Raw genomic sequence first — 24,317 nt, 5'->3', positions numbered from 1 at the left:
CTTCATTCACCCGATGAAGAACTCTACAGGCTTGCGCTCAGCTCTTTCGGGACTTCATACACTCGATGAAGGACTTTACGAGCTTGGGCTCCGCTCGTTAGGGACTTCATCCGCCCTATGAAGGACTTTACGGACGGACTCCTACCGTGTTCGGGACTTCATCCAAAAATAGACGACTGAAAACCCCTATTTTTCTACAAAAAAGAGATTGGTTCATCGCCAATCTCTTCAATATAAAAAACTAAATTTTAATGTTCATTATTCAACAGGTGAAAGCTCATCTTCTATTACCCACTTATGATTTTTTATCTTTTCTCCTGTTTTTGTATCTGTGAAATTCACCATATAAACAGTTGTTTGTTTAGCGGTATCAATCGTTGCCTTAGCACCTTTCATACCTTCCATATGGTCCGCAGTTAATACAACTTCATCACCTGGTTTATACGGTTCTTCACCTGCATTTTCAATTTCTTCATGAACCACCCATTTATGATTTTTTACTGGTTCGCCACCATTTGTTGGAGTATATGTAACCGAATAGACTGTTGTGTTAAAGGCTCCTGAAACTGTTGCTTCTGCACCATTCATCCCTGGCATATGATCTGCATGCATGATCACTTTACTACCAACTGGATAGGTAGGATTTTCTGCCTCCGCCAAACCTTCTGGAACTTCACCAGAGCTTGAGTGATTCATGTCTGAATGATCCATTTCTCCATTAGAATCAGATTCTTCTTCGCCCATATCCATATTTTCATGAGTGTCAGATTCTGTATCTGTGTTTTCATTTGGTGTGGTTGCTTCATTACCTGTACATGCTGCTAAAAGGAAAACCAACAATAATGTAGCTAATCCTAACAATCTTTTTTTATTTTTCATCATTACCATCCTTTCAAACTTATTTAACGTCCATATTAAATTATCAATAAAATGTGCAGATTTTATGCAATCATCATAGGACTAATTTAGTATTTTTATACTAAATTCCACAAAAAAAAGACCCATCCAGGTCTTTTATCTACTTCTAACAAGCAGTTCCACTGCTTCTTTAACTAATTCCTCTGTATTTTCCCCTTTTTCATCTGCATTTCGTACACATGAAACGAGGTTTGAGCTTACAATTACACCAATTGTACGATCGATTGCAGTCCTTGATGCAGACAACTGAGTTATTACATCCTTACAATCTTTTTCTTCTTCCATCATACGTAGAATGCCGCGTAATTGCCCTTCGATACGTTTAATTCGATTTTTTATCTTTTCATCATATTCCATGAAAAGACCCCCTCTCTTCCAGGTTTAATGTAACGTTATGTGACCGCATATTTACAGCAAAATTTACGAGAACCGATTATTGAATATCCACTTACTCGAAATCCTTTTCGTCTTAAAATTCGTATGGCAACATTTTTCTCAAGTCTTGTTGATGCCACAACATAAACCTTTTTATCAGGTATTTCATAACAATACCTTGCCAAATAGGCGACAGGAATATTAATAGAATTCTCGATTACATCTTTGTATGAAATATTATAGTCTCTTACATCTATAACCTCAATATTCGTTAAATCAACTTTTAACACATCTTCGCAGTGTATTCCGATTATAGGAAAGTACCTTTTGTATAGTTCCCATACTATAAATAGTAGCAAAAGACTAAATAAAATCAAATGCATACAAACCTCCTTCCTAAAAAGTTGGAATCACTTTCTATAAAATATCCATCCAAATCTTCACTGCAGTTGCAGCGATTAAGATGGCAAGGATAATTTGTAACACCTTTGTATTCATCTTCTTCCCTGCAATTGCACCAAGTGGAGAGGCAATTAAACTTGCCACGATCATAATTACTGCTGGGACATATTCTATTTGTCCTGTCGTGATTTTACCTACAGTCGAACCAATTGATGAAATAAAAGTAATCGCAAGTGAAGAGGCGATTGTCATTCGGGTTGGAATTTTTAAGACAACGAGCATGATCGGTACAAGTAAAAATGCGCCGGCTGCTCCAACTATTCCAGCACCTAACCCAACGATAAAGGCAAGCGCAGCAGCTAGCCACTTATTAAACGTCACTTGATTAAACGGAACATCGTCCACATTCTTTTTCGGAATAAACATCATGATCGCAGCAATTAACGCTAACACACCATAGACAACGTTAATACCGCCCTCTGACATAAACTTAGATCCAAATCCCCCAACAAAACTACCGACTAAAATACTAATCCCCATATAGAGAATAAGTGTTTTATTTAAATAACCGCCCTTACGATAAGCCCAGACACCACCGATGGTCGCAAAAAACACTTGAACAGCACTGATACCTGACACCTCATGGGCACTAAAAGCTGCTAAACCAAATAAAGGTGGAATATATAATAGCATTGGATATTTAATGATAGATCCGCCGATTCCCAACATTCCTGATATATATGAACCAATAAAGCCAATTAAAAAGATTGTAATAATAAATGCAAAATCCATCGTATTTCCCCTCTCTATAGAAAAGGGAACCCACTAATGGTTCCCTCGTAATATTCATTAACGTACCGCACAACGGTTTGGTCCGATTTCCATTTCGCGTTGTTTTTCTTCATCAGGAGAAATTTTCCCCATGTTTGTTTCACGGATTTCTTGATATGCATTTGGTTGTGGTGGTAGATTTTCTGTTACGATTCTTCTAAACACTGCTTCGTCCGTAATATTTAGGCCATGGTTTTTCGCAAATAGTGTTTCAAGTTTTTCAGATACACTTCCATCTTCATTTAATTCGTCAATAATCATGAAGTGAGCTGGTAAAACCACTAGTTCATCAGATAATTCTCTGTAACGGTTATATAGCGTTTCTCTTAGATCTCCTACCCAATCTTGTGCTAAACCAGCAAGGTCTGGTCGACCGATTGAATCGATGAATAGAATATCACCAGAAAGTAAGAATTTTTCATCCACAACGAAAGAAGTAGAACCAATGGTGTGACCTGGAGAATACAAGGCATGAATATTGATTGTCGTATTACCAATTGTCACGTCTTGACCACCTTCTAGAGCTGCGTATTCAAACGTTACTTCTGTTGCATCTTTAGGTGGTAACCAGTAAGTTGCATTTGTAGCTTCTGCGATTTTTCTTCCTCCAGAAATATGGTCAGCATGTAGGTGAGTATCAAATACATGTTTGATCTTTGCACCTTTGCTTTCAGCAAAGTCAAGGAAGATATCAGTCATACGAGTGGCATCGATAATCGCTGCTTCACCGTTTGATACAACCATGTAAGATAGACAGCCTTTTCCGATACGAACGAATTGATAGATTTCGCCACCATCTTTTAAATCGCCCACTTTAACTGGCTCTAAATGCTCACTCCACGCCTTCATACCACCTTTGAGGTAGGAAACAGTTAGCCCAGCTTCTGAAAGCATATCGGCTACCATGACAGATGAACCTTCTTTTGCACAAACAACTAAGATATCTTTATCTTTCGGCAGCTTTTCAAGGATTTCCTCAACCCCGTCTAGTAATTCAAAGTAAGGAATGTTTAAATAGTTGAAGTTTTCACCTTCAATTTTCCAATCGTTAAAATCACTTTCATTACGAACGTCTAAGATAAACAATGTTTCTTTATCGAACACTTTTTTCGTAACATCTTTTGCAGTCATTACGTTCACAGTCATTTTCAAAATTACCCCCTACGGTATATTTTTATTTAAAAAAATTTATATTTTTATTTTGTAATATTTGTTGTGTTACCTGTCCAATTGCTCATTCCAGGAACGACATTCTTTACGTTCACAAATCCATTTTCAGTTAACTTTTGAGATGCTAAGTCACTTCGACTACCAGTACGGCAAATCACATAAATCTCTTTCTCTTTATTTAATTCAGCAAATCTATCTTCTAATTCTCCTAACGGTATAGAGATTGCTTCCGGAATATGATTAAATGCAAATTCTGCTGCTTCACGAACATCAAGAACAAGAATATCCTTTCCAGAAGAAATAGTAGCCTCTAGAACTTCGTTTGATACTACATCAGGATGTTTCTTTTCTACAACTTCATCTCCGCTAGCTTTACGAATATAATGTTTCAGTACATCGCCTTCTTCTAGTGTACCAAGGTATTGATGACCAGTGCTCTCAGCCCATGCTTTAAGATCTGCTTTTGAACCCTTATCAGTTGCTTGTACCTCAAGGACCTGACCGCCCTCTAGATTATTCATTGCTTTTTTCGTTTTCACGATTGGCATTGGGCATGCTAAGCCTTTTGCATCTAATACAGAATTTGTTTTTAATGATTCCATCTATATTCCTCCCAAATATTCATCAAGTAGACATATATGCAATGATTGCATATATGTCATGAAATCTATCGCCTTTACCCACGAAGGTATTATTATTACATCAAAAAAATTATTCTACTTTACCTTCCCAAGCGAGCATGCCGCCCTCCATGTTGATTACCTTGAACCCTTGGCCTTCAAGGAATTGTGAAGCTCTGCCACTTCTACCACCTGAACGACAAACCATTACATATTCCTTTGACTTATCTAGTTCATGCATACGGAATTCAATTAAACCTAATGGGATATTCACTGCTCCAGGAATTTTACCTTCTTTCACTTCGTCCACTTCACGTACATCAATAATATTTAATGTTTTTCCTTCTGTTAAAATTTCTTCAACTTCTTTTGCAGTAAATTGTTTCATGTTTATTCCTCCTAAAATAGATTATCTCCAGGCGCTTACTCCGCCTTTTACATTTGTAATATTCTTAAAGCCCATTCTCTTAAGTTGTTTACTCGCTTTTTGACTTCTCATGCCACTTTGGCAAATGACAACGACCTCTTTTTCCTTTGAAAGTTCAGTTGCTTTTTGACCAAGTTGATGAAGCGGCATATTTTTAAATCCGTTAATATGGAACCCTTTGTACTCTCCAGGAGTACGAACATCAATAAATTGTTTATCTTTATTTTTAAGTTCATTCTTTAATTCAGTTGTTGTTATATTTCGAACACCTTTAGTAGGTATCAAACGTTGTACGATAAAAATGGCAATTAGTGCAATTAGAATGTAATTGATATAATCCATTTTTTCAGCCTCCTGCTTTGTTAGGAAATTTTATTTATGTTACCCTTTTTTTATATAAAACTTGAATACTCCATCTTCTTCTTTTGAATCAAGTATTTCGTGTCCAATAGATGAAGCCCAAGCAGTTAGATCATTTTTTGCTCCTTTATCCGTTGCAAGTACTTCTAGGACTTGACCTGACTCTAATCCGTCAATTGCTTTCTTTGTTTTTACGATTGGCATTGGACATGCTAAACCTTTTGCATCTAAAACTTGATCAATATTCATATTACATACCTCCAAGTAGTTTGTTTTTACCATTACCCCTATGGGTATAATATTATCGAAAATAAAAATGGGCGTCAACCCAATTCTTCGTATCAACTAACAAGATCACAAGACTTATAATATACCCCTAAAGGTATTTTGTCAACACCTTATTAGTCTTTCATTTATTTATGCGCAACCACTTTTTTAATAAAAAAGATAGGGTTTAGAATATCCTAAATCCCTACCATTCAATTTTAGTGTGGAGATTATTTAAAATTATACTCAGTTACTATTTTATCTCGACCTGTAACTACATCATTAAAGTATTCATAAAGATTAACACCTAAATAGGATCCCGAAATATTGTATACATTCTCATATCCTAAATGCTGTAAGGCCAACACCATATTATAACTTCTTTGACCAGAACGACAGTGAATATAGACAGGTTGGTCTTTTGGAATTTCATCTAACCTGTTCCTGAATTCACTTAATGGGATATTAACCGCATTATTAAAATGGCCTGCTTTATATTCACCTTTTTCGCGAGCATCCACAATAAACGCATTGTTTTCAACTAATTCTCGCACTTGCGAAACTTTTACTTCTTTATATCTTCCTTGAAGTAGATTTAAACCAACTAAAGCTGCGTGATTTACGACATCCTTAGCCGTGCCAAGCATTGGAGAATAGGTCAGTTCAAGATCCTTCAGATCTTCCAGTGTACCGTTCATCGTTATCATAGTTGCGATGACGTCGATTCGTTTATCTACATTTCCTTTTCCGATTGCTTGTGCACCCAGAATTCGACCTGTTGGGTATTCAAAAATTAATTTAAAGTGCATTGGATTACTATTTGGCATTAGTCCTACTTTATCCCCTGGCATGAGATAAACATAGTCATACTGAATTCCTGCTTGCTCAGCTACTTTCGCATTTATTCCAGTAGAAGCAGCATTTAATTCAAAAAGATGGATGGATGATGACCCAATTACCCCTATATTTTTACTTGGAATTCCGTACATATGGTCAGCGGCCGCTCTTGCTTGCTTCTGAGCCGGGCCAGCTAATGCTAAACGTGTTGGCTTGCGTAATAAGCGATGGTACACTTCTATAGCATCACCAACGGCATAAATATCTTTATCACTTGTTACATAATTGTGATCAACCTTAATTGCACCCGTTTCACCAATCTCAAGTCCCGCTTCTGTAGCCAGACTAGTTTCAGGTCTTACACCAATTGCTAAAACAACTGCCTGTGCCTCAATTTTTTTACCTGAATTGGTTGTGATGAATCCATCACCGATTTTAGCTAATCCATCATCTAGAACAAGTTTTACACCGTGATCTGCCATTTCTTTATGAAGAATTTGTGCCATATCGTAATCAAAAGGTGCCATAACTTGATTAGCAAACTCAACTAAAGTGACATTATAGTCGGCTAATTTTAGGTTTTCCGCAACCTCTACTCCGATAAAGCCACCGCCAATAACTGCAATATCTTTAATTCCGTTATGCTTAATATATTGATCAATTCTCTCGATATCCACCACATTACGGACTGTAAAAACATTGGAATTATTAATCCCTTCGATGTTTGGACGAATCGGTTTCGCCCCAGGAGAAAGGACTAATTTATCATACTTTTCTTCATAGGTTGTATCCTTCATTATATCTTTTACCGTGATCGTTTTCTTATCGCGGTTTATTTGGATAACCTCTTGATGAACCCTAGCCTCAATATTATAACGATTTCTAAACATATCAGGAGACATTAAAACTAGTTTTTCACTATCTTCGACAATACCGCTTAAGTGATAAGGTAGCGAACAGTTCGAAAAAGATACGTGAGGACCCTTTTCAAACATGATAACCTCTGCACTTTCATCTAATCTTCTAACTCTCGCAGCAACAGAGGCACCACCAGCGACTCCACCAACAACTAATACTCTTTTTGACATAGATATGATCCCTCCGTGTTTAATTTACTACCTATATCTTACCTGAAAATCCTGTGATTATTTAGTTGAAGAATGAAGAATACATCCTTAACTCTTTTTACCCCCTATGGGTATATTAATACGTTTTTTTTGCAGTGAGGAATTCCTCACTGCAAGTAGTAAATCATTAGAACGTTAAAGTTGGTGACGCATCTTTTGCATATTCTAGGAACGTTACGGCTCCTCCAACCTCAATACCATCAACGAAATCTTCTTTCGTTAGTCCCATAACATCCATTGTCATTTGGCAAGCAATAAACTTCACACCTAATTCTTGTGCCATTTCAACTAATGCTGGAATACCCGGTACATTTGCTTTTGAGAAACCTTCAGCAAAATGTTCTTTCCCTGCTGGCATTTCTAATGCATGCATTCCTTGTTTATGGATTAGATTTAAACCTTCAAATGTGAAAAAGATTGCAACCTCTTTATCCGAAGCCGCCGCTGCAGTTGCGATATTAAATACCTTATAAGCATCAAACATTCCACCGTTTGCTGCAATAATTGCTACTTTATTTGACATATTATATTCCTCCAATAACATTTTTTTATTATATTCGCTCCACTCGGTTCACCCAGTAGAACGAGGTATATACTTTTTAAAAACGCCTCATCAAATACCCCTATAGGTATACATACAGTTAAAAAAATAGTCGTAATTGAAAATCACTACATGTGTTATGATATACCCTGTAGGGTAAAAAGTCAACCCATCCTTTTTAATTATTTTTAAAGTTAACTATCTCCCTGACTCGCACCTTATTCTTCAACAAAAAAGATACCCCGAACCATGATTAGTCCGAGGGTACATTTAAATCTAGAGAACTACAATATTTTGCAATCAGGCTATCAATAGTTTGATACATCATGTAAAATCGTTATCCATTTTTCACTTAATGTTTGACTTAAGCCAATATGGAACTTTACCTCATCAGGCTCCACTCCTATGAGATAGCCCTTTATTGAACTTTTTTGTTGATACAATGCTTGAAACAAGTGAAAGTTATGCGCTGATATATCTAAAGTTTGATATTCATGTAAGTTGGCAAGAGGAAAAACAGTAACCGCTCCTGGTTTTTTTCCTGAATATACAGCATCCACAATAATTACAAAAGTAGCTTTCATGATTAGGTCCAAGCTGTAATCAATATCTGATTCTCCAATCAAAAAAGATACATGAGATGTGGGGTTCTGTTTGGATAGTTCCTCAGTTAGATAAATTCCAATACCATCATCCATCATTAATCGATTGCCAATACCTAAAACGATTATATTCTCCATTAAAACACCTTTATCGTTTTTACTTGTTTTCCTGGACTATATACATGAGTCGCACATGACATACACGGATCAAAGGAACGAAGGATTCTGCCAATCTCTGCTGGTTTATCTGGATTCTGAATCGGTGTACCGACTAATGCTTCTTCAGCAGTACCTCGATACCCATTATTATCTTTAGTTGAAAAATCCCAGGTGGAAGGTGTAATGATTTGATAGAAGGAGATTTTTTTATCTTGAATCTTTAACCAATGACCAAGTGCCCCTCTCGTTGTATCAACTAATCCTCTTCCAGAGGCCGATTCTGGAAGAGCATATTTTTTTTGCACATCCACCCCTGAAATAATTTGCTGAAGTAATGTCTTCATAATTTCTGCAATTTTCTTTGCTTCTAGCGCTCTGGCAATCGTTCGATCCATTGCGGAGATTCCGTTGTTATACTCTCCACTTAAAATTAATCGTGCCAACGGTCCTACCTCAAAGGGCAGACCATTATATCTTGGCGCCTTCACCCAAGAATATGCCTTACTTTTATCCATATCTGGCTCTGTCAATGCTTCAGCTGGTTCATTGGTGTTATTCATTGAATTAAAATAAGAATAATCTACTTTTTCTTGAATTTTATTTTCGTCAAATGGCTCGATTGTTTCCATAGTCGATACAAGCGGATCGACATATAATGTGCCCAATTCTTTATAATGATTAAAAGCACCATATGTTAAAAGATTGCCATATCCTCCGCCTAAACGAAAATAGTCCGGATAATATCGTGCAATGTCATAGACATCTGGAATCATTTTTTCATCAATGAACCGAATAATCTTCCCTAAAATAGAATCGATATGAACAACTTGCTCTGCTGTTGCCTGCGTCGTGATTCCTCCAATAAACACACCATGATTATGAGGAGCTTTACCTCCTAAAACAGCTAACATCTCGTGTGCTAGACGACTGAATGTGAGGGAATCAAAATAATGCTGTGATATCCGGTCATTGATATTTATAGGTAATCGAAAATCATCATGGTCCGTCTCTAAAAGAGAGTTTTGTTCAATTTTCACAAAATCAGGAACAGTGTATTGATAAAAATGGCGAATATGGTTTTGTAAAAACTCACAACAATGGATGATATCTCGTAAGTATTTCCCCTGTTCCATTGGTTCTATTTGTAAAGCATCTTCTAAAGCATGCGATGAGGCGATTGAATGTGCTGCAGAGCAAATACCGCAAATACGTTGAGTAAAATAAACGGCATCGAACGGACTTCTACCTACTAACATTTGTTCAAAGCCTCTAAATAGATTTCCTTTTGTTTTGACATCAACGACTTGATTCTGATCAATCATCACATCAATTTCCATAAAGCCGCTAATTCGGGTCAACGGATTAATGACAATTCGCTTACTCATTCTTCACCACTCTTGTTGTGTCATAGCTAATGAATGGCGCCATGGCATCTGGAAAACCAAACTGGGCGCAACTAATGCATGGCGTATTAGCTCCTATCGGCCAATTTACATGACCATTCCATTGCCTTGTTGGACAATCCACTCTCGTCACTGGCCCTCGGCATCCGAGCTTAAATAAACAAGTTTTATCCCCTAATTTTTCAGCAAAGATCCCCCGGTCAAAAAATGGTCGTCTTGGACAGCGGTCATGGATAAGTGTGCTATAGAACATTAAAGGACGGTCTAAGTTATCTGTTTCTGGCTCACCGTATAATAAAAGATGCGCTAAAGTCCCTAGGAACCAATCTGGATGAACCGGACACCCCGTAAGTTTAATTACATTTTTGTCAGGCAGAACCTGTTGTAGCCCCACCGATTGGGAAGGATTTGGCTTTGCTGCTGAGACACCGCCATCTACGGCACAAGCCCCAACTGCTAAAATATGTGAGGCCTTTTCTCCGAGCATCTTAGCTGCTTGAAGACCTGTAAGAGGCTTTCCTTGCCAACTACCGATAATATTGTATAAACCATTATTTTTTAATGCAACAGCTCCTTCTACTGCTAAAATATATTCTTCCTCCATTGCCTTCATTAGTTTGTCGATAGCCAACTCACCTTCAGCAGCCATTAAACTATTCGAATACCGAAGATTCACCATCGAATTTAACGTATACTCAAAGTCGGGATTTTGCCCGTTTAATAAGGAAATGATATTCCCAGAACAACCATTTAATTCTAAGTAAATGAGGTTTTTTTTCTTAATAATCCCCTTATTCAGGCTTTCCAAAGCATCACCGGCTAACCTTGCCGCAATAGCTTCATTTGTTAATGACTCTGGTGGCAAAACTTGTTCTTTCATCAACCCAACCTCCCTACAATAGGTAGTGTCGCTAAGATTGATTGTTGCCCAGCATGACACGATGCGAATTCCTTTGTATAGTCTTTACCCGCAATTAATCCAAAATGGGTAGCCGCTGCCCATGCCCGGTTATTTGTCACATCATAGACGATGCCATTCACCGCAACATAAGCTGGCCTCCCATTTTTTCCTGTAAATGTGGACAATTCTTCAATGGTAAACGTGCGTTGATTCGATTGGGACATTGGTGTAGGTAAAGGTGTAATTGGAGGAATTTGTGCTTGATTTCCATTTCCTGTTGGATTTTGAGTATATGGTTGTGCAGGTAAAATAGGATGATTGGAATTTGCGTCTTTTGCGAGCCATTCACTAAGAAAATGAATCGTTGATAGTGCATCCCATAACCGCTGAAGAATTTGCGGCTTCATAGAATTGTCACTCAATGTTGATAACGTGTAGATATCTTGACGGGCTTGAGTAACAAGAAAATTCAATTGCATTCTAATGATTTCGATGTTTCTCATGGTGTTCTCCCCTTTTGACCATTTCCCCCTATCCTATGCATACCTATAAAAATGATTAACAAATCCTAGGTAAAAGCTGACCAGACAACCGATTAAGTCTTCTAGTTGTACCAACAGATGTCTTTAAAAGCAGTTTCCCTGTTTGAACATGACATGATGTAATCTGACCAATTTCACTTGCATCCTTTCCTAATTCATGGTTCTGCAATATTTCAAGGGCCTTTTGTTTTTCATTTGAATCAACGATGATAACTACTTTCCCTTCATTTGCAAGATAAAGAGGTTCATAGCCTAAAATATCACATGCACCTTGAACATCTTTACGTATTGGCAGAGAATATTCATCGATTTCAACTGTAAAATGAAAATCTTCACATAGTTCAACTAGCGTTGTAGCTAACCCGCCTCTAGTCGGATCGCGCATGATCCGAATCCCGTTGATTTTTGTCAAGAGTTCTTGAATTAGGTGGTTTAACGATGCACAATCACTCTTAACATCTGTCAGTAACCCAAGCTCGTTACGTGCACTCAAAATCGCGACCCCATGATCGCCGATTGTACCGCTTACGATTACAGAGTCTCCTTCTTGAATCATTTTAGGCTTCAATCGATGCTGTTTTTGGATCACACCGATTCCAGTCGTATTAATAAATAAGCCATCCACACTCCCCTTTTCGACTACCTTTGTGTCACCAGCAATGATGTTAACCCCAGCTTTTTCTGCTTCTCCCGCCATCGTATGAACAATCTCTTTTAGACTTTTAATTGGAAACCCTTCTTCGATCATAAATCCAGCTGTTATCGCATGTGGAATAGCCCCACTTACAGCTAAATCATTGACTGTACCATTTATCGCAAGCTTTCCGATATTCCCCCCCAGAAAGAATAGAGGCTTTACTACGTAACTATCTGTTGTGACCGCGATGGTTTGTGATGAAATGGTAAGAATCGCAGAATCAAACTGTGTTTGCTCAGAATGTCCAAATGCTCGGATAAAAATGTCTTGTATGAGTTTGTGGGTTAATTCTCCACCTTCTCCATGGGCTAGACTAATTCGCTGCACTAGGATTACACCTCCCTCATGAATTGATAATGGGCCGCACAGGTTCCTTCTGACGATACCATACAAGGACCAATCGGATTTGAAGGAGTACAACCTTTATTAAACAGTACACACTCTTCTGGTGTAATCAATCCCCGCACAATTTCACCACAGCGGCATTTGGTTACTCTCGGCTCCCCTATCGAAATAGTAAACTTCTTTCTTGCATCATATTGGGCATATCGTTCTTTTAACACTAAGCCGCTTTTAGGAATCGTTCCCATTCCTCTCCAAGCTTCATCATCTGCTTCTAAATATTCTTCTAGTAACTTTTGTGCAACCACGTTCCCCGTATCACTTACAACATATGTATAATCATTGATAATCTTAACCTTTGTTTCCAACTGAAGATGCAGCAGCTTATAAATCGCACTTAGCAATTGAACAGGTTCAAAACCGGTAATGACACCCGACATACCAAATTCCTCCGCTAAATAACCATAGCTTTGTTTTCCTAAGACAACGGAAACATGGCCAGGCAAAAGAAAACCATCGAGTTTCACCTCATCTTCAGAACTAAGGAGTGCTCTTAACACGGGTTCGACCAATTTTGTTGTCATCCATACTGAGTAGTTTTTTAACCCCTTACTCGCTGCATCGCGTACCGCAAGTGCAAGAATCGGAATCGTTGTTTCAAATCCAATCCCTAAAAAAACGACTTCCTTATCTGGATTTTCTTCTGCTATTTTCACACTATCCAATGGAGAGTAAACCACTCTAATATCCTTTCCCTCGGTTTTGGCCTTCATTAACGTAGCTTTGGAACCGGGCACACGCATCATATCGCCAAATGTACAAAGAATGGTGTTTGGTTCTTCAGATAATTGAATCATCGCATCAATTGACTTCTGATCTGTGACACAAACAGGACAACCCGGCCCTGCAATCAACTGTACATACTCTTTCAATCTCGTTTTTATTCCTGTTTTTGCTAAAGCCATCGTATGTGAACCACATACTTCCATGAAAACTGGAACTCTCCCTTTTTCTTCTTTAAACCTTTTTGCTAAATCGATAACTGCTTCAACTGATTTACGAGTTAAGGTCGGTTCTGAAAAAAGCTCCATGTTTGCCATCTAACACATTCCTCCATTCTTTTATACTCTCTGTAGCAAATTCCTCATTTACGATAGTCATGGCCTGCCCCGCATGGAGTAAAACATAATCATCAATCCTAACCTCTGGAACAAAAAAGATCCCAACATACATCCTCGAACCCATTACATCAACTAGTGCTCTTTGCCCTTCTATTTCAATGACTTTCGCCGGTACTCCTAAGCACAAAGGATTTCACCACCTTCCTATTCTTTTATCAGCCATTTAACTGATGAGCAGCAATGATGATTTGACCTAAAGACAAGCCTCCATCGTGACAAGGAACATGTCTATGTATATAGACGTTAAATCCCTCTTTTTGAAGACCTTTCTGAATCTCACTGGCAAGAAATACATTTTGAAACGAGCCCCGGACAGTACGACCTTTCTATTTAATTCCGGTCTAGTAGTAACTAGTTTTAGGACCATCTGAATACAACTAGACACCAATGTGTTATGAAACTTTTGGATGATTTTAGGCATGGATAGTTGTTGAAATTTGTCTTGAATGATTTGATAAATCATCGGAGATAAGTCCAGTTGAAGTTGATTTGGATTGTGTGTGTTTAGATGATATGAATACATCTCCCCTTTATTTTCAAGCTCGATCTTGTTCATATAATCAGATACTTTGATCGCAGCCTCTCCTTCATACGTTGTAATCGAACATATACCGAGAATGGCACTAATGGCGTCAAATAAACGGCCGCATGTTCCAGCCAAAGGCGTATTCATCCGATGGAAGATCATTTTTTCGATAATATCTATTTCTTTTACTCTCTCAGGAAAAAGCTTTTTACATAATTCTTTTCCCTCTTGTGGCCAATAATGCAGCAACATCCCTACTGCATTTCTCCATGGTTCTTTGACGGTTTTTTCTCCACCTGGAAGGGGCGTGTATGTGAGGTGAGCCAACCGTTCAAAAGACGTTGCATCCCCATATAGAAATTCAAACCCCCAAATATGTTGGTCTTCACCATATCCTGTACCATCTAAGATGATTCCTAGACAAGGTTCGTTAAGACCGTTATCTTCCATACAGGATACATGGTGGGCATGATGGTGTTGAATGGTGATAATGTTACGATTGAGTTTTTTTGCGATTGAAGTAGTTATGTAGTGTGGATGTTTGTCGACGGCTAGCTTCACATCTTTAACCTTTAAAAATGCTTTATAATGTTGGAGCTGTTCTTCAAAGGCGGCAATCATCTCTTCATTTTCTAAATCACCTATATGAGGACTCATGACAATGTGATTCTGTTTTCCGATGGAGAATGTATTCTTTTGATTTCCTCCTAGTGCGATTATATGATCCACATTGGATGTAGTTTTGAATGGCTCCGGAGCAAAACCTCTGGCACGACGTACAAATATCGTATTTTCTCCATCACATTGAACAACTGAATCATCAATTGGAAATTCGATTTTACGGTTATGAGTTAAGATATAATCACATATGTTTTCAAAATAATTTAATTGATCATCTTTATAAAAAATGGGAAGACCAGACGAATTCGCGCTCGTCATTACCATACAGTCTAGCTTACTATCTTTAAATAAAAGGTGATGTAATGGAGTATAGGGAAGCATCACTCCAATCGTCGTTAATCCGGGAGAAATAGTTTGTGGTAATACTCCATCTCTTTTTTTCTGCAAGACAACAATTGGCATCTCAGGACTCGTTAAGAGCTTTTCTTCTTTACCGGAAATATGACAAATAGCACGTGCCACCTCTAGAGACTTGACCATGATAGCTAGAGGTTTCTGTGGTCGCTTCTTTCTAAGCCTTAATTGGTCAACTGTCTTCTCTTGATATGCATCACAAGCTAAATGAAAGCCGCCGATTCCTTTAATTGCAATAATTTTTCCTTGTTTGAATAGGTCAACTGTTTGGCTGATCGCTGTTTGGTTTTCAGCCAACGCTTCCCCACTTTGGTTATAGAGCATAATAGTAGGTCCACAAACGGAGCAACAAATAGGCTGAGCATGATGACGTCGATTTGATGGATTTTCATACTCTATTTGACATTCATGACACATTGTAAATTCCTGCATTGTCGTATTTGGACGATCATATGGAAGTCGATCGATAATTGTATAGCGTGGTCCGCATTGAGTGCAATTAATGAATGGATATTGAAAACGTCGGTTAGATGGGTTGTTCATTTCTTCTAAACAATACTCACAAATGGATGCGTCACTAGGGATCCAGGGAATAGAACCTCCGTTTTTGCGGCTGGGGATAATGGTAAATTGTTTATAATTGGTGAGTGGAATTTGATGGATGTTGATCTCATTAATTTTCGCCAATTTTGGTGGGTTCCTTTTGATTTCATCCACCATTTTTACTAACTGTCCTTCCTCTCCTTCAGCCAAAATGATGACACCATCAAGATTATTTTGAACCGTACCATGAAGTTGATATTTTTGTGAAAGATAGTAGATAAATGGGCGAAAACCAACTCCCTGCACCCTGCCTTTCACGATTATTTTTATTGCTTTGCACATTGACGATAAGCATCCTTTATCCAATTGATCCATTCTTTCATCCCTTCACCTGTTTTTACGGATAATGCCTTCAATTGCGCTTGTGGGTTAATTTCGTTTAAGTTTCTTTTCGCTTTTTCTAGATTGAAAGATACATAAGGTAGCAGGTCAATTTTATTAATGATCGTGACATCTGTCCGTCTAAACATGACAGGATATTTCGGGATTTTATCATTTCCCTCAGGTACACTTAAAATCACAATTTTATAATCTTGTCCTAAATCATAACCAGATGGACAAACTAAGTTCCCAATGTTTTCGATAAAAAGAATATCAATGGAGTCTAGTTCAAATTCTGGTAATGTTTTCGTAATCATTCTTGCATCAAGATGACAGCCCCCTACCGTATTGATTTGAACGGTTTTGACTCCCAGTGAACGTAATCGTTCTGCATCCAGTTCCGTTGCTAAATCGCCTTCTATCACAGCCATCTGAAATTCATTCTGTAAGGCTTTAATGGTTTCTTCAAGTAAAGTCGTTTTACCCGCTCCTGGAGAGCTCATTAAATTAATGACAAGCATATGGTTTTTCTTAAACATTTCTCTATTGAAGGTAGCTGCCAAATTTTGATCTTTTAGCACATCTTCTTGTAGCATGATTTTCACTGTTCATCACATCCTTCATATGATTCGACCCTAAATGTTTCACCAGAAATGAGTAAACAATTAGGTAGTCTGCACTTTGGACACAGTGCCAATCTATAATCGGGTGTAAACTCAAACATACATGTTTGACATTTTGCTTTCGCTTTCTCACGTATAATATGTAATTCCGTTGATTCATCAAGAATCCCTAACCCTTGTTTTTGAAAATAGTAAAATGCTAACTCAAGAGCATCAGGAAGTACATTAGATAAATCACCCACAATCACATCGATCTTCTCCACTTTGGTAAAGCCATGTAATCTAGCATCTTCGGAAACTATCTTAATAACCTCCGACATAAGCGACATTTCATGCATCCTTCACACACCTTCAGTTGTAATCTCTCTTAAATGTTTATGCATATCTTTACTAAAAAGAACACCGTGGGACAGGTTGCCTGTCCCAGTTCCCATTATATGGTGGGACGAGGGACCTGTCCCTGTGACCCAGATGAATTAATTTGTTAAGCCACCTGCTACGATATTTCCTTTATAGAAAACGGCTTTTCTTTCGGAGCGTCTCGCAATCGTTTCTGCCGAACAGCTTGAATCAACTAAAATCATATTCGCCTCTACTCCTGGCTTTGGCCAGATTCGATTGCCCTCTCGATTTAATGGTGTTATTCCTCCCGTGATAAAGCGTAAAGCCTGGGAGAGTGCAACCTCATTCGTCCAGCGGTATTTTTCAAGTAACCGTCCCGCTCTCTCAAGAATATCCCCATTCCCTGTTGGCCACCATGAATCAAAGATATTATCGTTCCCAACCGCCACATCAACCCCACATTCATCAAGAAGATCGACAGGGACTCCTCTACCAATTGGAAGACTCGTAATGATTGAAATACCCGCATCTTTTAAGATATAAGCCATTTCACGCGCTTCTTCTTTTGAGACATCACCTAATCCAAAGGCATGACTCACCGCAACTCTTCCTTCCCAACCAGCTTGCTTTGTTAAATACGCAAGGCGTTTCATTGTGAAGGTGCCCAAATGACCAGGATCATGTAGATGTAAATCAATATCAACATTTCCTTCAACAGCTATATCGAGTAACTGGACCAATGATTCCTCGATATTATTATCTACCGTCGCTGGGTCTACAGAGCCTACTATTCCTGCACCGTTTCTTACCGCTTCCCTCATTAATTGTACGGTTCCATTCTTAAGCAACCCGTGCTGAGCAAACGCTACAATCTCTGAACTTACTTTATCGGCATATGTTTCAAGTGCCTGATTGACACCTACTAGATTTTGGAGTTGTACCTCCGGATAAATATCAACATGAGTTCTCACGAGCGTAGAGCCTGCAGATAATAAGACATCTAACAATCTTTGAGCACGAGACTTTGTACTAGAAGGAATCGAAGCTAAAATATTCATTTCAATTTCACATCGCTCTAGTACACCTGGAGCAGGGGTACATGCCTTCCACTTTTCACCCATATACGTTTTATCCAAGTGAACATGCTTTTCAACGAATGAAGGAAGCAGTAACATTCCCATTGCATCCTTCACTTTCACATCACTAGGTATAGGTTCAATTACGTCTACAATCCTACTAATTTTCCCATCTTCAATAACTAAATGCTTTATCTCCGTTTCTGTTCCCGTTACGATTCCATTTTCTTTTATATAACCCGTTTCTAATCGTACATTTTTTAACCAGTAACTCATTATTTAATGCTCTCCTCTCTTTTTTTAACTTGTATGTATTCTTGATTCAAAGTAAAAAGGCATTCTTTATCTATACATGCCTCTCTACCATTTTCACTATTTTCATTATAATCGCAAGTTTTTTATAATTACTACCTCATATGTTTAGAAATATTCAAGGAGCCTTCCACTCAGAAAAGGCTCACAACAGTTTACGGTTATTCATGCATCTCTCTTTTATCCTTTTCAAACCAGCCGAATGCAACTTCCGCTTGAATGACTTCATTATTCGGCGACACTAAAAAAATCATAAAGGATCCGCCAGGCGGAAAGATAAATTTCCCATCTTCATCACTGGCCAAAGTACTTTGCGGAGGTACAATCCGTCTAAATGCCATTACCCCTCTTGTTGGAAATCCTTTAACAAATTCAGCATATGCAATTTTCACTTCGGGTTTTGGAAGCGGTGAGAGGGCTGTGTTCGCGGGCGTGACATTAGTTGATAGTCTTGGCTTGCCAGGCGGGATAGGGTTAAACCAAATTTCAGCTTCAAAAGGTTGGTTGGAATGATTAGTTATGGTGAACGCATTTACAAATAAATTAACATCGGATTTAATCGGGTTAACTAAGCTTCCCCATGCATTCTTTCCTTTTCCAAATCGAATATGTTCGGTTTGTCCAACAAAATATCTTCCCTCTAAGGATTGATACAATGGATTAGGTATGTTGACCGCTTTATTAAATCTGTCTTCGTTAAACATGAAATTCACTCCTTTCTAAAATCCACATCTATTTTTCAAGAAATAGGAACCTTACTTCCTATTAAGATATTCATGAAGGGAGACAAGGGTATGGACATTTATCTAGGAGAGTAAGAAGTTGGGTAGAAGACAAAAGTGGGACAAGGGACCTGTCCCCGTGACCCACTCTTGACATAATGATTCTATGTGCAGTTATATAGTTAGTAGAGTGCATATTTCCTATTTTAGTAAAAAGTGAGGTCTTTAGATGTATAAACTGTACTGCCGTACGTTTCAACGTTCTATGAAATTTGCTTCATTCATTCTTCCTTGGCGAAAACCTGAATTACTAAAGGGTGAGAACAGCTTACTGAAGCTACCCCATTTGATCAAAAGTCTTCAAATCGAAAACGTTTTAATTGTTACTGATACGGGAATTACCTCGATAGGATTGATGGATCCATTTCTTCAAAGATTGCGTGAGGAAGGCGTGAACTTCTTTATCTATGACAAAACAGTTCCAAATCCAACAATAGATAATATCGAGGAAGCTCTTCAACTATACCAAGAGAATCACTGCCAAGGGATTGTTGCTTTTGGAGGCGGTTCGCCAATGGACTGTGCGAAAGGAGTGGGAGCGCGGGTGGCTAAACCAGGTAAAAGTATTCCTCAAATGAAGGGGATATTTAAAGTCATGAAAAAGCTACCACCACTGTTTGCTATTCCGACCACAGCTGGTACTGGTAGTGAAGCAACTCTAGCTGCAGTAGTCTCTAATAGCAAGACACATGAGAAATATGCGATTATGGATACATCTCTCATCCCTCATTATGCTGTCCTTGACCCTTTACTAACCGTTAAACTTCCGCCACATATAACGGCAGCAACAGGTATTGATGCACTGACACATGCGGTAGAAGCCTATATTGGCAAAAGTAATACGAATGAAACGATCGAATGCAGCAGAAAAGCTGTAAAACTGATTTTTGAAAACCTTTATGAAGCCTATTCGAATGGATCTAATATTACAGCGCGAAAAAATATGCAAACAGCCGCTTACTTAGCAGGTATTGCTTTTACCCGTGCTTATGTAGGCAATGTCCATGCCATTGCACATACTCTTGGAGGCTTTTATGCCGTGCCTCATGGCCTTGCAAACGCCATTGTTTTACCTTATGTATTAGAGTATTACGGAGATTCAGTACATAAACCTTTAGCAGAACTTGCTGATTTGATCGGCATTTGCGAATTAAGTGATTCCGAAGAAAAGAAGGCAAAAAAATTTATTGATGCTATAAAAAAGCTTAGTGAAGAAATGAAGATACCTAAAAAGGTAAGTGGAATTGTAGAAGATGATATCCCGCTGATGGTTGATCGGGCTTTAAAAGAAGCAAACCCTCTTTATCCAGTGCCGAAGATACTATCAGAAAAAGAAATGATCGAGCTTTACCAATTGATTAAAGAATAGTGAGATCCTCAAGCACATAAAAACCGAAAAAACAATAAGGTAGAAATTCTCGATGGCATTTGTAATAATTATCCATTTGTGTATCGTTTTTAAGCAGATAAGTGATAAAAGCATACGAAAAAAAGAATTGCGTATGCTTTTATATAGATTGTCAGCATAAAAGCATTCACAAAATCCAAAAAAAGGTAGAAGTGATTTCAAAAGAGACAATAATTGTAATAATTATCCATTTGTGTATCATTTTTAGGTAGAAAAGTGATAAAAGCATACGTAAATAAGAATTGCGTATGCTTTTCTATAGATTGGCAGTATAAAACCATTCGTAAAATCCAAAAAAAGGTAGAAATGATTGAGCTTTATCAATTGATTAAAGAATAGCGAGTATTGGAATTGAATAATCATCTAATAGGAGTTTCTCTAGCCTGTTCCTCGGTGCAGTACCCCTATCATACACCGGGGAGCAGGCCGCCGATCTTACTATAAACACTATGACTTGTTTCTAATTATGTTCATTTTTTATGTATTTCTTTAACGTCTACTAGATACGAAAAACCTAGCGTGTGATGGCTCCAGGTACTTTTTCCAACCACTCTTTTTCAATAAGGAATTTGGTAACCTTTTCTGAGAAAATGCCAGCTTTACCAATCTGTGTTGAATATACACCAAGTAAATCGTGCTTCATAACAGAGCCAAGTGAAAAACCATATTGAGATATGAGAGTCCCAAATAATCCAGCCATATGGCAAATCATTATTCGATCGGAGAATAGTTTCTTTTTGGTATCGGTTATTTCAGATACATAACTAGGTGGTACCGGTAATTCATCTTTCTTTATAACTTCAACCAGAGCATTGAGTTGTTTCTTCACGACTGTGACTCCTTTTTGAAGAAGTTTAACGACATCTTCTGATTCAGAAGTTTGAGCAAATCCAGTAAAAAGAGTTTCCATCATAACGAGAAGCTCCATTATTGAGTATAGGTTGGCTATTTCCATACTATTTAATGGTCTCGTATCACCTATCCATCCATTCAGATAACTGTTTTTTTGAATATCTTCTGGTGATGTTGGTGCGGGTAATGATGGTGTTCGCCAGTAGATGCCCTTTGTTAGGAGGAGATTGACCAGCCTTTCATTTAATTGAATAGCAGATTGTAAACAATCCTCCTGGTATTTACGGATATCCACTCTAGTAGATAACGCTAACGACCTTGAATGAAATTCTAGACCAAGCCGTGTCGCTTTATGCAGGTAATATACCATAAACCGATTAGAAAACAGAGGTGGAGAGTTTTCATTAATATCTGTTTTCGAGAATCCTACTGGAATTGGATAGCCCTCCCTACTAAGGAATTCTCTTCTAGCATTAAGCAATTCAGAAGTATCTTGAAGGGCGAGACTAAATATATCCTTCATGTCCGCATCTTTAGAATGTTCCCTAAAAATGGTTAAAAACCACTTTGACATTTCATTAATAGAATAACCTGTCCAAAGATAGCCAAGTTCAGTAGCAGTAAGGGGTATTGACTTTGTGTCATTCATTAGGGGATCACTCATTAGGAGGTCACTCCTTTTTTCATTTTAATATAGGGTCGTAGGAAATGGCTTGCAACTTTAAGCGGGTTAATGGTTTTTGACAAAAATATCTTTTCTCCCCAATTTCCCTGTAACAATCGAACGATTCGATCTATTCCTTCATTGGACAATTGCTCCATTGCACGCCTTAACACGAGGCCATCTTCATAGCTTTGGCGAAGGGGCTCCATTAATCCTTCATAGTTTCCGTTTCCACATAAATCATAGGCAGCATTAACGCCACTTATAATAGAGGCATACTGACCAAAACCCATAAAAGGCATCATTGTGCCAAAATTATTCCCAACGTAAAAGGTATTCCCAATTCGAGGGGACATACAGATTCCCATTAAATAGTTAGTAATTTGAAACTCATCCGTGATCGGTAATTCTTCCTTTAGCTGAGACTGTACCATTCGGTAAAAGTTATCCCAAAGGTTATCGATATTTACATTTGCGTTTTCAGGAAAATCCGGTATAGCTAACGAAATATTCGCTTCTGTTTCTGAATATGGAATTAAAAAGCAATACCCGTACGGAGAGAAGTCGTAATCAATCCAGGCCATTACTGTATACCGATCAAAAGACCCTTCAACTGTAGCACCCTTTATTGATACCGATAAATCTTCTCGAAAATTTTTTGCCTTTTTTGCGTAAGCTCCATCACCCGTTGCCAAAACGACATGAGTATATTCATGTTGTAATTGTTCATATGTTTTTTCAGAGTTGTAATGGATAGGTGATTTAATTTGTTGTACTAATTGTGACTCAAACGAATCTACTTTTCTGCCGCGAACATTTATGAAGCCAAGATGCCCCTCAATTACTACTTTTTCATTTTTTGAGAAAAGCTCCATTTTCTGAATGCTCGATAAAGGCTTAAGATAAATCCCATATTCATTCGACAAGGAAGCGATACAATCCTGAACGGGTCGGGTGAAAATATCCATCAAGACCTCTCCATTAACAAATCGATCGCCTACTTTGTCCCTTTTTTCAAATATCGTTGGGGTAATTCCGTTCCTTTCAAGGGTTATTGCACATGCCAAACCCGATAGTCCGCCGCCCATAATAGCGATTTCCATTTTAATAAACTTCCTCCTAAAATGGCTACAGTACGAGCATTCCCTGTAAGTAAATAATAGATGTATCCACTTTTTTCAAATAACTGGATATTACAAAATAGAAGGTACCTCCATTTTACGGACAATTGCAGTCATGCTACAAACAACTGGATAAATAAAAACCGCAGAGCCCTAATTGGGTCCTGCGGCTAATTAAACTCATTGTAAAAGGTATTTTGGTCCTAACCTTATTCTTAAATAGGATCAGGTACTTTAAAAAATCGGATTAAACCAATACTGCTGATAATTTTTTTGCAACAGCTTTAACTTTTTCTTGTCCTTCAGCAATAATATTTTCAGCTTGATCTGGTGCTGCTGCATGACCTTCAATAATGACTTCATCCATGATTTCCATGCCGAATACGCCACCAACAACATTCTTAATGTAAGTAGCAGCCATTTCCATTGGTGCACTTTCAGGTGTTGAGTAAATACCACCACGAGCACTTAGAACTACAGCTTTCTTGTCAGTCAATAATGGGACTAATTGACCATTTTCATCATATTTGAATGAGTAACCTGCTTGGTACACATAGTCAATGAATGTTTGTAATTTAGCTGGGATTGTTAAGTTCCATAGCGGGAATACGAATACCACTACGTCTGCTGCCGTTACAGCATCCATAGCTTTTTGTTTTGCAGCTAAAATACGTTGCTCTACGTCTGTCATTTCTTCGCCTGATTCTACTTTACCAAATGCATTGAATAAATCTTGACCAAGGTAAGGCATGTCTTCTGCAAAAACATCATAAGTTGTTACATTTACACCTTCAATATTATTCATGAAAGTCTCATACATTTTACTAGAAACAGCTTCTGAAGCTGGACGGTTATTTGCTTTTACTACTAATATATTCATTATATGAAAGTCTCCTTTATTATCTTAAAGTTGATTATCTCGAATTAATGGTATATTGAAATACAACTTA

At 38.0% G+C, this 24,317-nt stretch carries 27 protein-coding genes; 1 reads left to right on the top strand and 26 read right to left on the bottom strand.

From position 1 onward, the window contains the following. Positions 1-258: 258 nt before the first annotated feature. The 23 genes from ACFSFW_RS11720 to ACFSFW_RS11610 all read right to left on the bottom strand — a co-directional run bounded on the left by ACFSFW_RS11720 (position 259) and on the right by ACFSFW_RS11610 (position 19,244). Positions 259-879 carry a YdhK family protein gene (locus ACFSFW_RS11720; RefSeq protein WP_304219582.1) on the bottom strand — a complete coding sequence of 207 codons (621 nt, stop codon included), beginning with the start codon at positions 877-879 and terminating at the stop codon, positions 259-261. Positions 880-1,014: 135 nt separating this feature from the next. After that, a complete protein-coding gene (locus ACFSFW_RS11715) occupies positions 1,015-1,275 on the bottom strand; it encodes a metal-sensitive transcriptional regulator (protein WP_304219580.1) in 261 nt (86 codons plus the stop codon). Between the two features lie 35 nt (positions 1,276-1,310). Then, positions 1,311-1,676 carry a rhodanese-like domain-containing protein gene (locus ACFSFW_RS11710; protein WP_388038388.1) on the bottom strand — a complete coding sequence of 122 codons (366 nt, stop codon included), beginning with the start codon at positions 1,674-1,676 and terminating at the stop codon, positions 1,311-1,313. A 34-nt stretch (positions 1,677-1,710) separates the two neighbouring features. Further along, entirely contained in the window at positions 1,711-2,487 is a 777-nt protein-coding gene (locus ACFSFW_RS11705) for a sulfite exporter TauE/SafE family protein (protein ID WP_388038385.1), read from the bottom strand. Positions 2,488-2,544: 57 nt separating this feature from the next. Next, positions 2,545-3,672: an MBL fold metallo-hydrolase gene (locus ACFSFW_RS11700; RefSeq protein ID WP_388038382.1), complete on the bottom strand. Its 1,128-nt coding sequence runs from the start codon at positions 3,670-3,672 to the stop codon at positions 2,545-2,547. A 50-nt stretch (positions 3,673-3,722) separates the two neighbouring features. Next, a complete protein-coding gene (locus ACFSFW_RS11695; RefSeq protein WP_388038379.1) occupies positions 3,723-4,298 on the bottom strand; it encodes a sulfurtransferase TusA family protein in 576 nt (191 codons plus the stop codon). Positions 4,299-4,407: 109 nt separating this feature from the next. Further along, complete coding sequence (locus ACFSFW_RS11690) at positions 4,408-4,704, bottom strand: rhodanese-like domain-containing protein (RefSeq protein WP_304219570.1); 297 nt, start codon at positions 4,702-4,704, stop codon at positions 4,408-4,410. 21 nt (positions 4,705-4,725) lie between these two features. Further along, a complete protein-coding gene (locus tag ACFSFW_RS11685; protein ID WP_304219568.1) occupies positions 4,726-5,085 on the bottom strand; it encodes a rhodanese-like domain-containing protein in 360 nt (119 codons plus the stop codon). A gap of 39 nt (positions 5,086-5,124) precedes the next feature. Further along, positions 5,125-5,352 (bottom strand): sulfurtransferase TusA family protein, encoded by a 228-nt coding sequence (locus tag ACFSFW_RS11680; protein WP_388038376.1) that lies wholly within the window; start codon positions 5,350-5,352, stop codon positions 5,125-5,127. Between the two features lie 248 nt (positions 5,353-5,600). Further along, complete coding sequence (locus ACFSFW_RS11675; protein ID WP_388038373.1) at positions 5,601-7,295, bottom strand: FAD-dependent oxidoreductase; 1,695 nt, start codon at positions 7,293-7,295, stop codon at positions 5,601-5,603. A gap of 166 nt (positions 7,296-7,461) precedes the next feature. Beyond that, positions 7,462-7,857, bottom strand: a complete 396-nt coding sequence (locus ACFSFW_RS11670; RefSeq protein ID WP_304219562.1) for a DsrE/DsrF/DrsH-like family protein — start codon at positions 7,855-7,857, stop codon at positions 7,462-7,464. Between the two features lie 326 nt (positions 7,858-8,183). Next, positions 8,184-8,615 (bottom strand): hydrogenase maturation protease, encoded by a 432-nt coding sequence (locus ACFSFW_RS11665; protein ID WP_388038370.1) that lies wholly within the window; start codon positions 8,613-8,615, stop codon positions 8,184-8,186. Next, positions 8,615-10,021, bottom strand: a complete 1,407-nt coding sequence (locus ACFSFW_RS11660) for a nickel-dependent hydrogenase large subunit (RefSeq protein WP_388038367.1) — start codon at positions 10,019-10,021, stop codon at positions 8,615-8,617. The genes ACFSFW_RS11665 and ACFSFW_RS11660 overlap by 1 nt, the downstream gene beginning before the upstream one ends. Beyond that, positions 10,014-10,919, bottom strand: coding sequence for a hydrogenase small subunit (locus ACFSFW_RS11655; RefSeq protein WP_388038364.1), 906 nt, complete (start codon positions 10,917-10,919; stop codon positions 10,014-10,016). The genes ACFSFW_RS11660 and ACFSFW_RS11655 overlap by 8 nt, the downstream gene beginning before the upstream one ends. Further along, a complete protein-coding gene (locus ACFSFW_RS11650; protein ID WP_388038361.1) occupies positions 10,919-11,443 on the bottom strand; it encodes a cytochrome b5 domain-containing protein in 525 nt (174 codons plus the stop codon). Before ACFSFW_RS11650 ends, ACFSFW_RS11655 begins: the two co-directional genes overlap by 1 nt. 55 nt (positions 11,444-11,498) lie before the next feature. Continuing rightward, positions 11,499-12,506 (bottom strand): hydrogenase expression/formation protein HypE, encoded by a 1,008-nt coding sequence (hypE, locus tag ACFSFW_RS11645; protein ID WP_388038358.1) that lies wholly within the window; start codon positions 12,504-12,506, stop codon positions 11,499-11,501. A gap of 5 nt (positions 12,507-12,511) precedes the next feature. Continuing rightward, positions 12,512-13,621 (bottom strand): hydrogenase formation protein HypD, encoded by a 1,110-nt coding sequence (hypD, locus tag ACFSFW_RS11640; protein ID WP_388038355.1) that lies wholly within the window; start codon positions 13,619-13,621, stop codon positions 12,512-12,514. Then, entirely contained in the window at positions 13,578-13,829 is a 252-nt protein-coding gene (locus ACFSFW_RS11635) for a HypC/HybG/HupF family hydrogenase formation chaperone (RefSeq protein WP_341332883.1), read from the bottom strand. The genes hypD and ACFSFW_RS11635 overlap by 44 nt, the downstream gene beginning before the upstream one ends. A gap of 66 nt (positions 13,830-13,895) precedes the next feature. Then, on the bottom strand, positions 13,896-16,148 hold the full coding sequence (gene hypF, locus ACFSFW_RS11630; protein ID WP_388038351.1) for a carbamoyltransferase HypF: 2,253 nt from the start codon (positions 16,146-16,148) through the stop codon (positions 13,896-13,898). After that, a complete protein-coding gene (hypB, locus tag ACFSFW_RS11625; protein WP_388038348.1) occupies positions 16,133-16,792 on the bottom strand; it encodes a hydrogenase nickel incorporation protein HypB in 660 nt (219 codons plus the stop codon). The genes hypF and hypB overlap by 16 nt, the downstream gene beginning before the upstream one ends. Next, a complete protein-coding gene (locus ACFSFW_RS11620; RefSeq protein ID WP_388038345.1) occupies positions 16,789-17,139 on the bottom strand; it encodes a hydrogenase maturation nickel metallochaperone HypA/HybF in 351 nt (116 codons plus the stop codon). Before ACFSFW_RS11620 ends, hypB begins: the two co-directional genes overlap by 4 nt. Positions 17,140-17,286: 147 nt before the next feature. After that, positions 17,287-18,504 carry an amidohydrolase gene (locus ACFSFW_RS11615; protein WP_388038342.1) on the bottom strand — a complete coding sequence of 406 codons (1,218 nt, stop codon included), beginning with the start codon at positions 18,502-18,504 and terminating at the stop codon, positions 17,287-17,289. A 197-nt stretch (positions 18,505-18,701) separates the two neighbouring features. Then, positions 18,702-19,244, bottom strand: coding sequence for a DUF6143 family protein (locus ACFSFW_RS11610; RefSeq protein ID WP_388038340.1), 543 nt, complete (start codon positions 19,242-19,244; stop codon positions 18,702-18,704). Between the two features lie 247 nt (positions 19,245-19,491). Here ACFSFW_RS11610 and ACFSFW_RS11605 point away from each other — a divergent pair, with 247 nt between their 5' ends. Beyond that, positions 19,492-20,691 carry an iron-containing alcohol dehydrogenase gene (locus ACFSFW_RS11605; protein ID WP_388038338.1) on the top strand — a complete coding sequence of 400 codons (1,200 nt, stop codon included), beginning with the start codon at positions 19,492-19,494 and terminating at the stop codon, positions 20,689-20,691. A gap of 553 nt (positions 20,692-21,244) precedes the next feature. On the opposite strand, the gene ACFSFW_RS11600 is transcribed toward ACFSFW_RS11605, so the two are convergent. The 3 genes from ACFSFW_RS11600 to ACFSFW_RS11590 form a co-directional block, all read right to left on the bottom strand. Next, the gene (locus tag ACFSFW_RS11600) at positions 21,245-22,246 is read right to left on the bottom strand and encodes a DUF3231 family protein (protein WP_388038335.1); all 1,002 of its coding nucleotides are present in this window, start codon (positions 22,244-22,246) and stop codon (positions 21,245-21,247) included. Then, positions 22,246-23,349, bottom strand: a complete 1,104-nt coding sequence (locus ACFSFW_RS11595) for an NAD(P)-binding protein (protein WP_388038332.1) — start codon at positions 23,347-23,349, stop codon at positions 22,246-22,248. Before ACFSFW_RS11595 ends, ACFSFW_RS11600 begins: the two co-directional genes overlap by 1 nt. Before the next feature lie 265 nt (positions 23,350-23,614). Beyond that, positions 23,615-24,247 carry an FMN-dependent NADH-azoreductase gene (locus tag ACFSFW_RS11590; RefSeq protein WP_388038329.1) on the bottom strand — a complete coding sequence of 211 codons (633 nt, stop codon included), beginning with the start codon at positions 24,245-24,247 and terminating at the stop codon, positions 23,615-23,617. Positions 24,248-24,317 lie beyond the last annotated feature (70 nt).

The organism is Ferdinandcohnia salidurans (assembly GCF_042680725.1).
GTDB classification, from domain to species: Bacteria; Bacillota; Bacilli; order Bacillales; family Bacillaceae_L; genus Ferdinandcohnia; species Ferdinandcohnia salidurans.
The sequence above is the reverse complement of the archived record's forward strand: the minus strand, read 5'-3'. Positions and strand labels throughout refer to the sequence as shown.

What these genes read in the sequence shown, in the direction of transcription:
- ACFSFW_RS11595 (WP_388038332.1), bottom strand. Translation starts at nt 23,349, where the DNA reads ATGGAAATCGCTATTATGGGCGGCGGACTATCGGGTTTGGCATGTGCA.
- ACFSFW_RS11705 (WP_388038385.1), bottom strand. Translation starts at nt 2,487, where the DNA reads ATGGATTTTGCATTTATTATTACAATCTTTTTAATTGGCTTTATTGGT.
- ACFSFW_RS11695 (WP_388038379.1), bottom strand. Translation starts at nt 4,298, where the DNA reads ATGGAATCATTAAAAACAAATTCTGTATTAGATGCAAAAGGCTTAGCA.
- ACFSFW_RS11655 (WP_388038364.1), bottom strand. Translation starts at nt 10,919, where the DNA reads ATGAAAGAACAAGTTTTGCCACCAGAGTCATTAACAAATGAAGCTATT.
- ACFSFW_RS11620 (WP_388038345.1), bottom strand. Translation starts at nt 17,139, where the DNA reads ATGTCGCTTATGTCGGAGGTTATTAAGATAGTTTCCGAAGATGCTAGA.
- ACFSFW_RS11590 (WP_388038329.1), bottom strand. Translation starts at nt 24,247, where the DNA reads ATGAATATATTAGTAGTAAAAGCAAATAACCGTCCAGCTTCAGAAGCT.
- ACFSFW_RS11610 (WP_388038340.1), bottom strand. Translation starts at nt 19,244, where the DNA reads ATGTTTAACGAAGACAGATTTAATAAAGCGGTCAACATACCTAATCCA.
- ACFSFW_RS11675 (WP_388038373.1), bottom strand. Translation starts at nt 7,295, where the DNA reads ATGTCAAAAAGAGTATTAGTTGTTGGTGGAGTCGCTGGTGGTGCCTCT.
- ACFSFW_RS11615 (WP_388038342.1), bottom strand. Translation starts at nt 18,504, where the DNA reads ATGAGTTACTGGTTAAAAAATGTACGATTAGAAACGGGTTATATAAAA.
- ACFSFW_RS11660 (WP_388038367.1), bottom strand. Translation starts at nt 10,021, where the DNA reads ATGAGTAAGCGAATTGTCATTAATCCGTTGACCCGAATTAGCGGCTTT.
- ACFSFW_RS11680 (WP_388038376.1), bottom strand. Translation starts at nt 5,352, where the DNA reads ATGAATATTGATCAAGTTTTAGATGCAAAAGGTTTAGCATGTCCAATG.
- ACFSFW_RS11690 (WP_304219570.1), bottom strand. Translation starts at nt 4,704, where the DNA reads ATGAAACAATTTACTGCAAAAGAAGTTGAAGAAATTTTAACAGAAGGA.
- ACFSFW_RS11685 (WP_304219568.1), bottom strand. Translation starts at nt 5,085, where the DNA reads ATGGATTATATCAATTACATTCTAATTGCACTAATTGCCATTTTTATC.
- hypD (WP_388038355.1), bottom strand. Translation starts at nt 13,621, where the DNA reads ATGGCAAACATGGAGCTTTTTTCAGAACCGACCTTAACTCGTAAATCA.
- ACFSFW_RS11700 (WP_388038382.1), bottom strand. Translation starts at nt 3,672, where the DNA reads ATGACTGTGAACGTAATGACTGCAAAAGATGTTACGAAAAAAGTGTTC.
- ACFSFW_RS11600 (WP_388038335.1), bottom strand. Translation starts at nt 22,246, where the DNA reads ATGAGTGATCCCCTAATGAATGACACAAAGTCAATACCCCTTACTGCT.
- ACFSFW_RS11715 (WP_304219580.1), bottom strand. Translation starts at nt 1,275, where the DNA reads ATGGAATATGATGAAAAGATAAAAAATCGAATTAAACGTATCGAAGGG.
- ACFSFW_RS11710 (WP_388038388.1), bottom strand. Translation starts at nt 1,676, where the DNA reads ATGCATTTGATTTTATTTAGTCTTTTGCTACTATTTATAGTATGGGAA.
- ACFSFW_RS11605 (WP_388038338.1), top strand. Translation starts at nt 19,492, where the DNA reads ATGTATAAACTGTACTGCCGTACGTTTCAACGTTCTATGAAATTTGCT.
- ACFSFW_RS11650 (WP_388038361.1), bottom strand. Translation starts at nt 11,443, where the DNA reads ATGAGAAACATCGAAATCATTAGAATGCAATTGAATTTTCTTGTTACT.
- ACFSFW_RS11670 (WP_304219562.1), bottom strand. Translation starts at nt 7,857, where the DNA reads ATGTCAAATAAAGTAGCAATTATTGCAGCAAACGGTGGAATGTTTGAT.
- hypF (WP_388038351.1), bottom strand. Translation starts at nt 16,148, where the DNA reads ATGTGCAAAGCAATAAAAATAATCGTGAAAGGCAGGGTGCAGGGAGTT.
- ACFSFW_RS11665 (WP_388038370.1), bottom strand. Translation starts at nt 8,615, where the DNA reads ATGGAGAATATAATCGTTTTAGGTATTGGCAATCGATTAATGATGGAT.
- ACFSFW_RS11720 (WP_304219582.1), bottom strand. Translation starts at nt 879, where the DNA reads ATGAAAAATAAAAAAAGATTGTTAGGATTAGCTACATTATTGTTGGTT.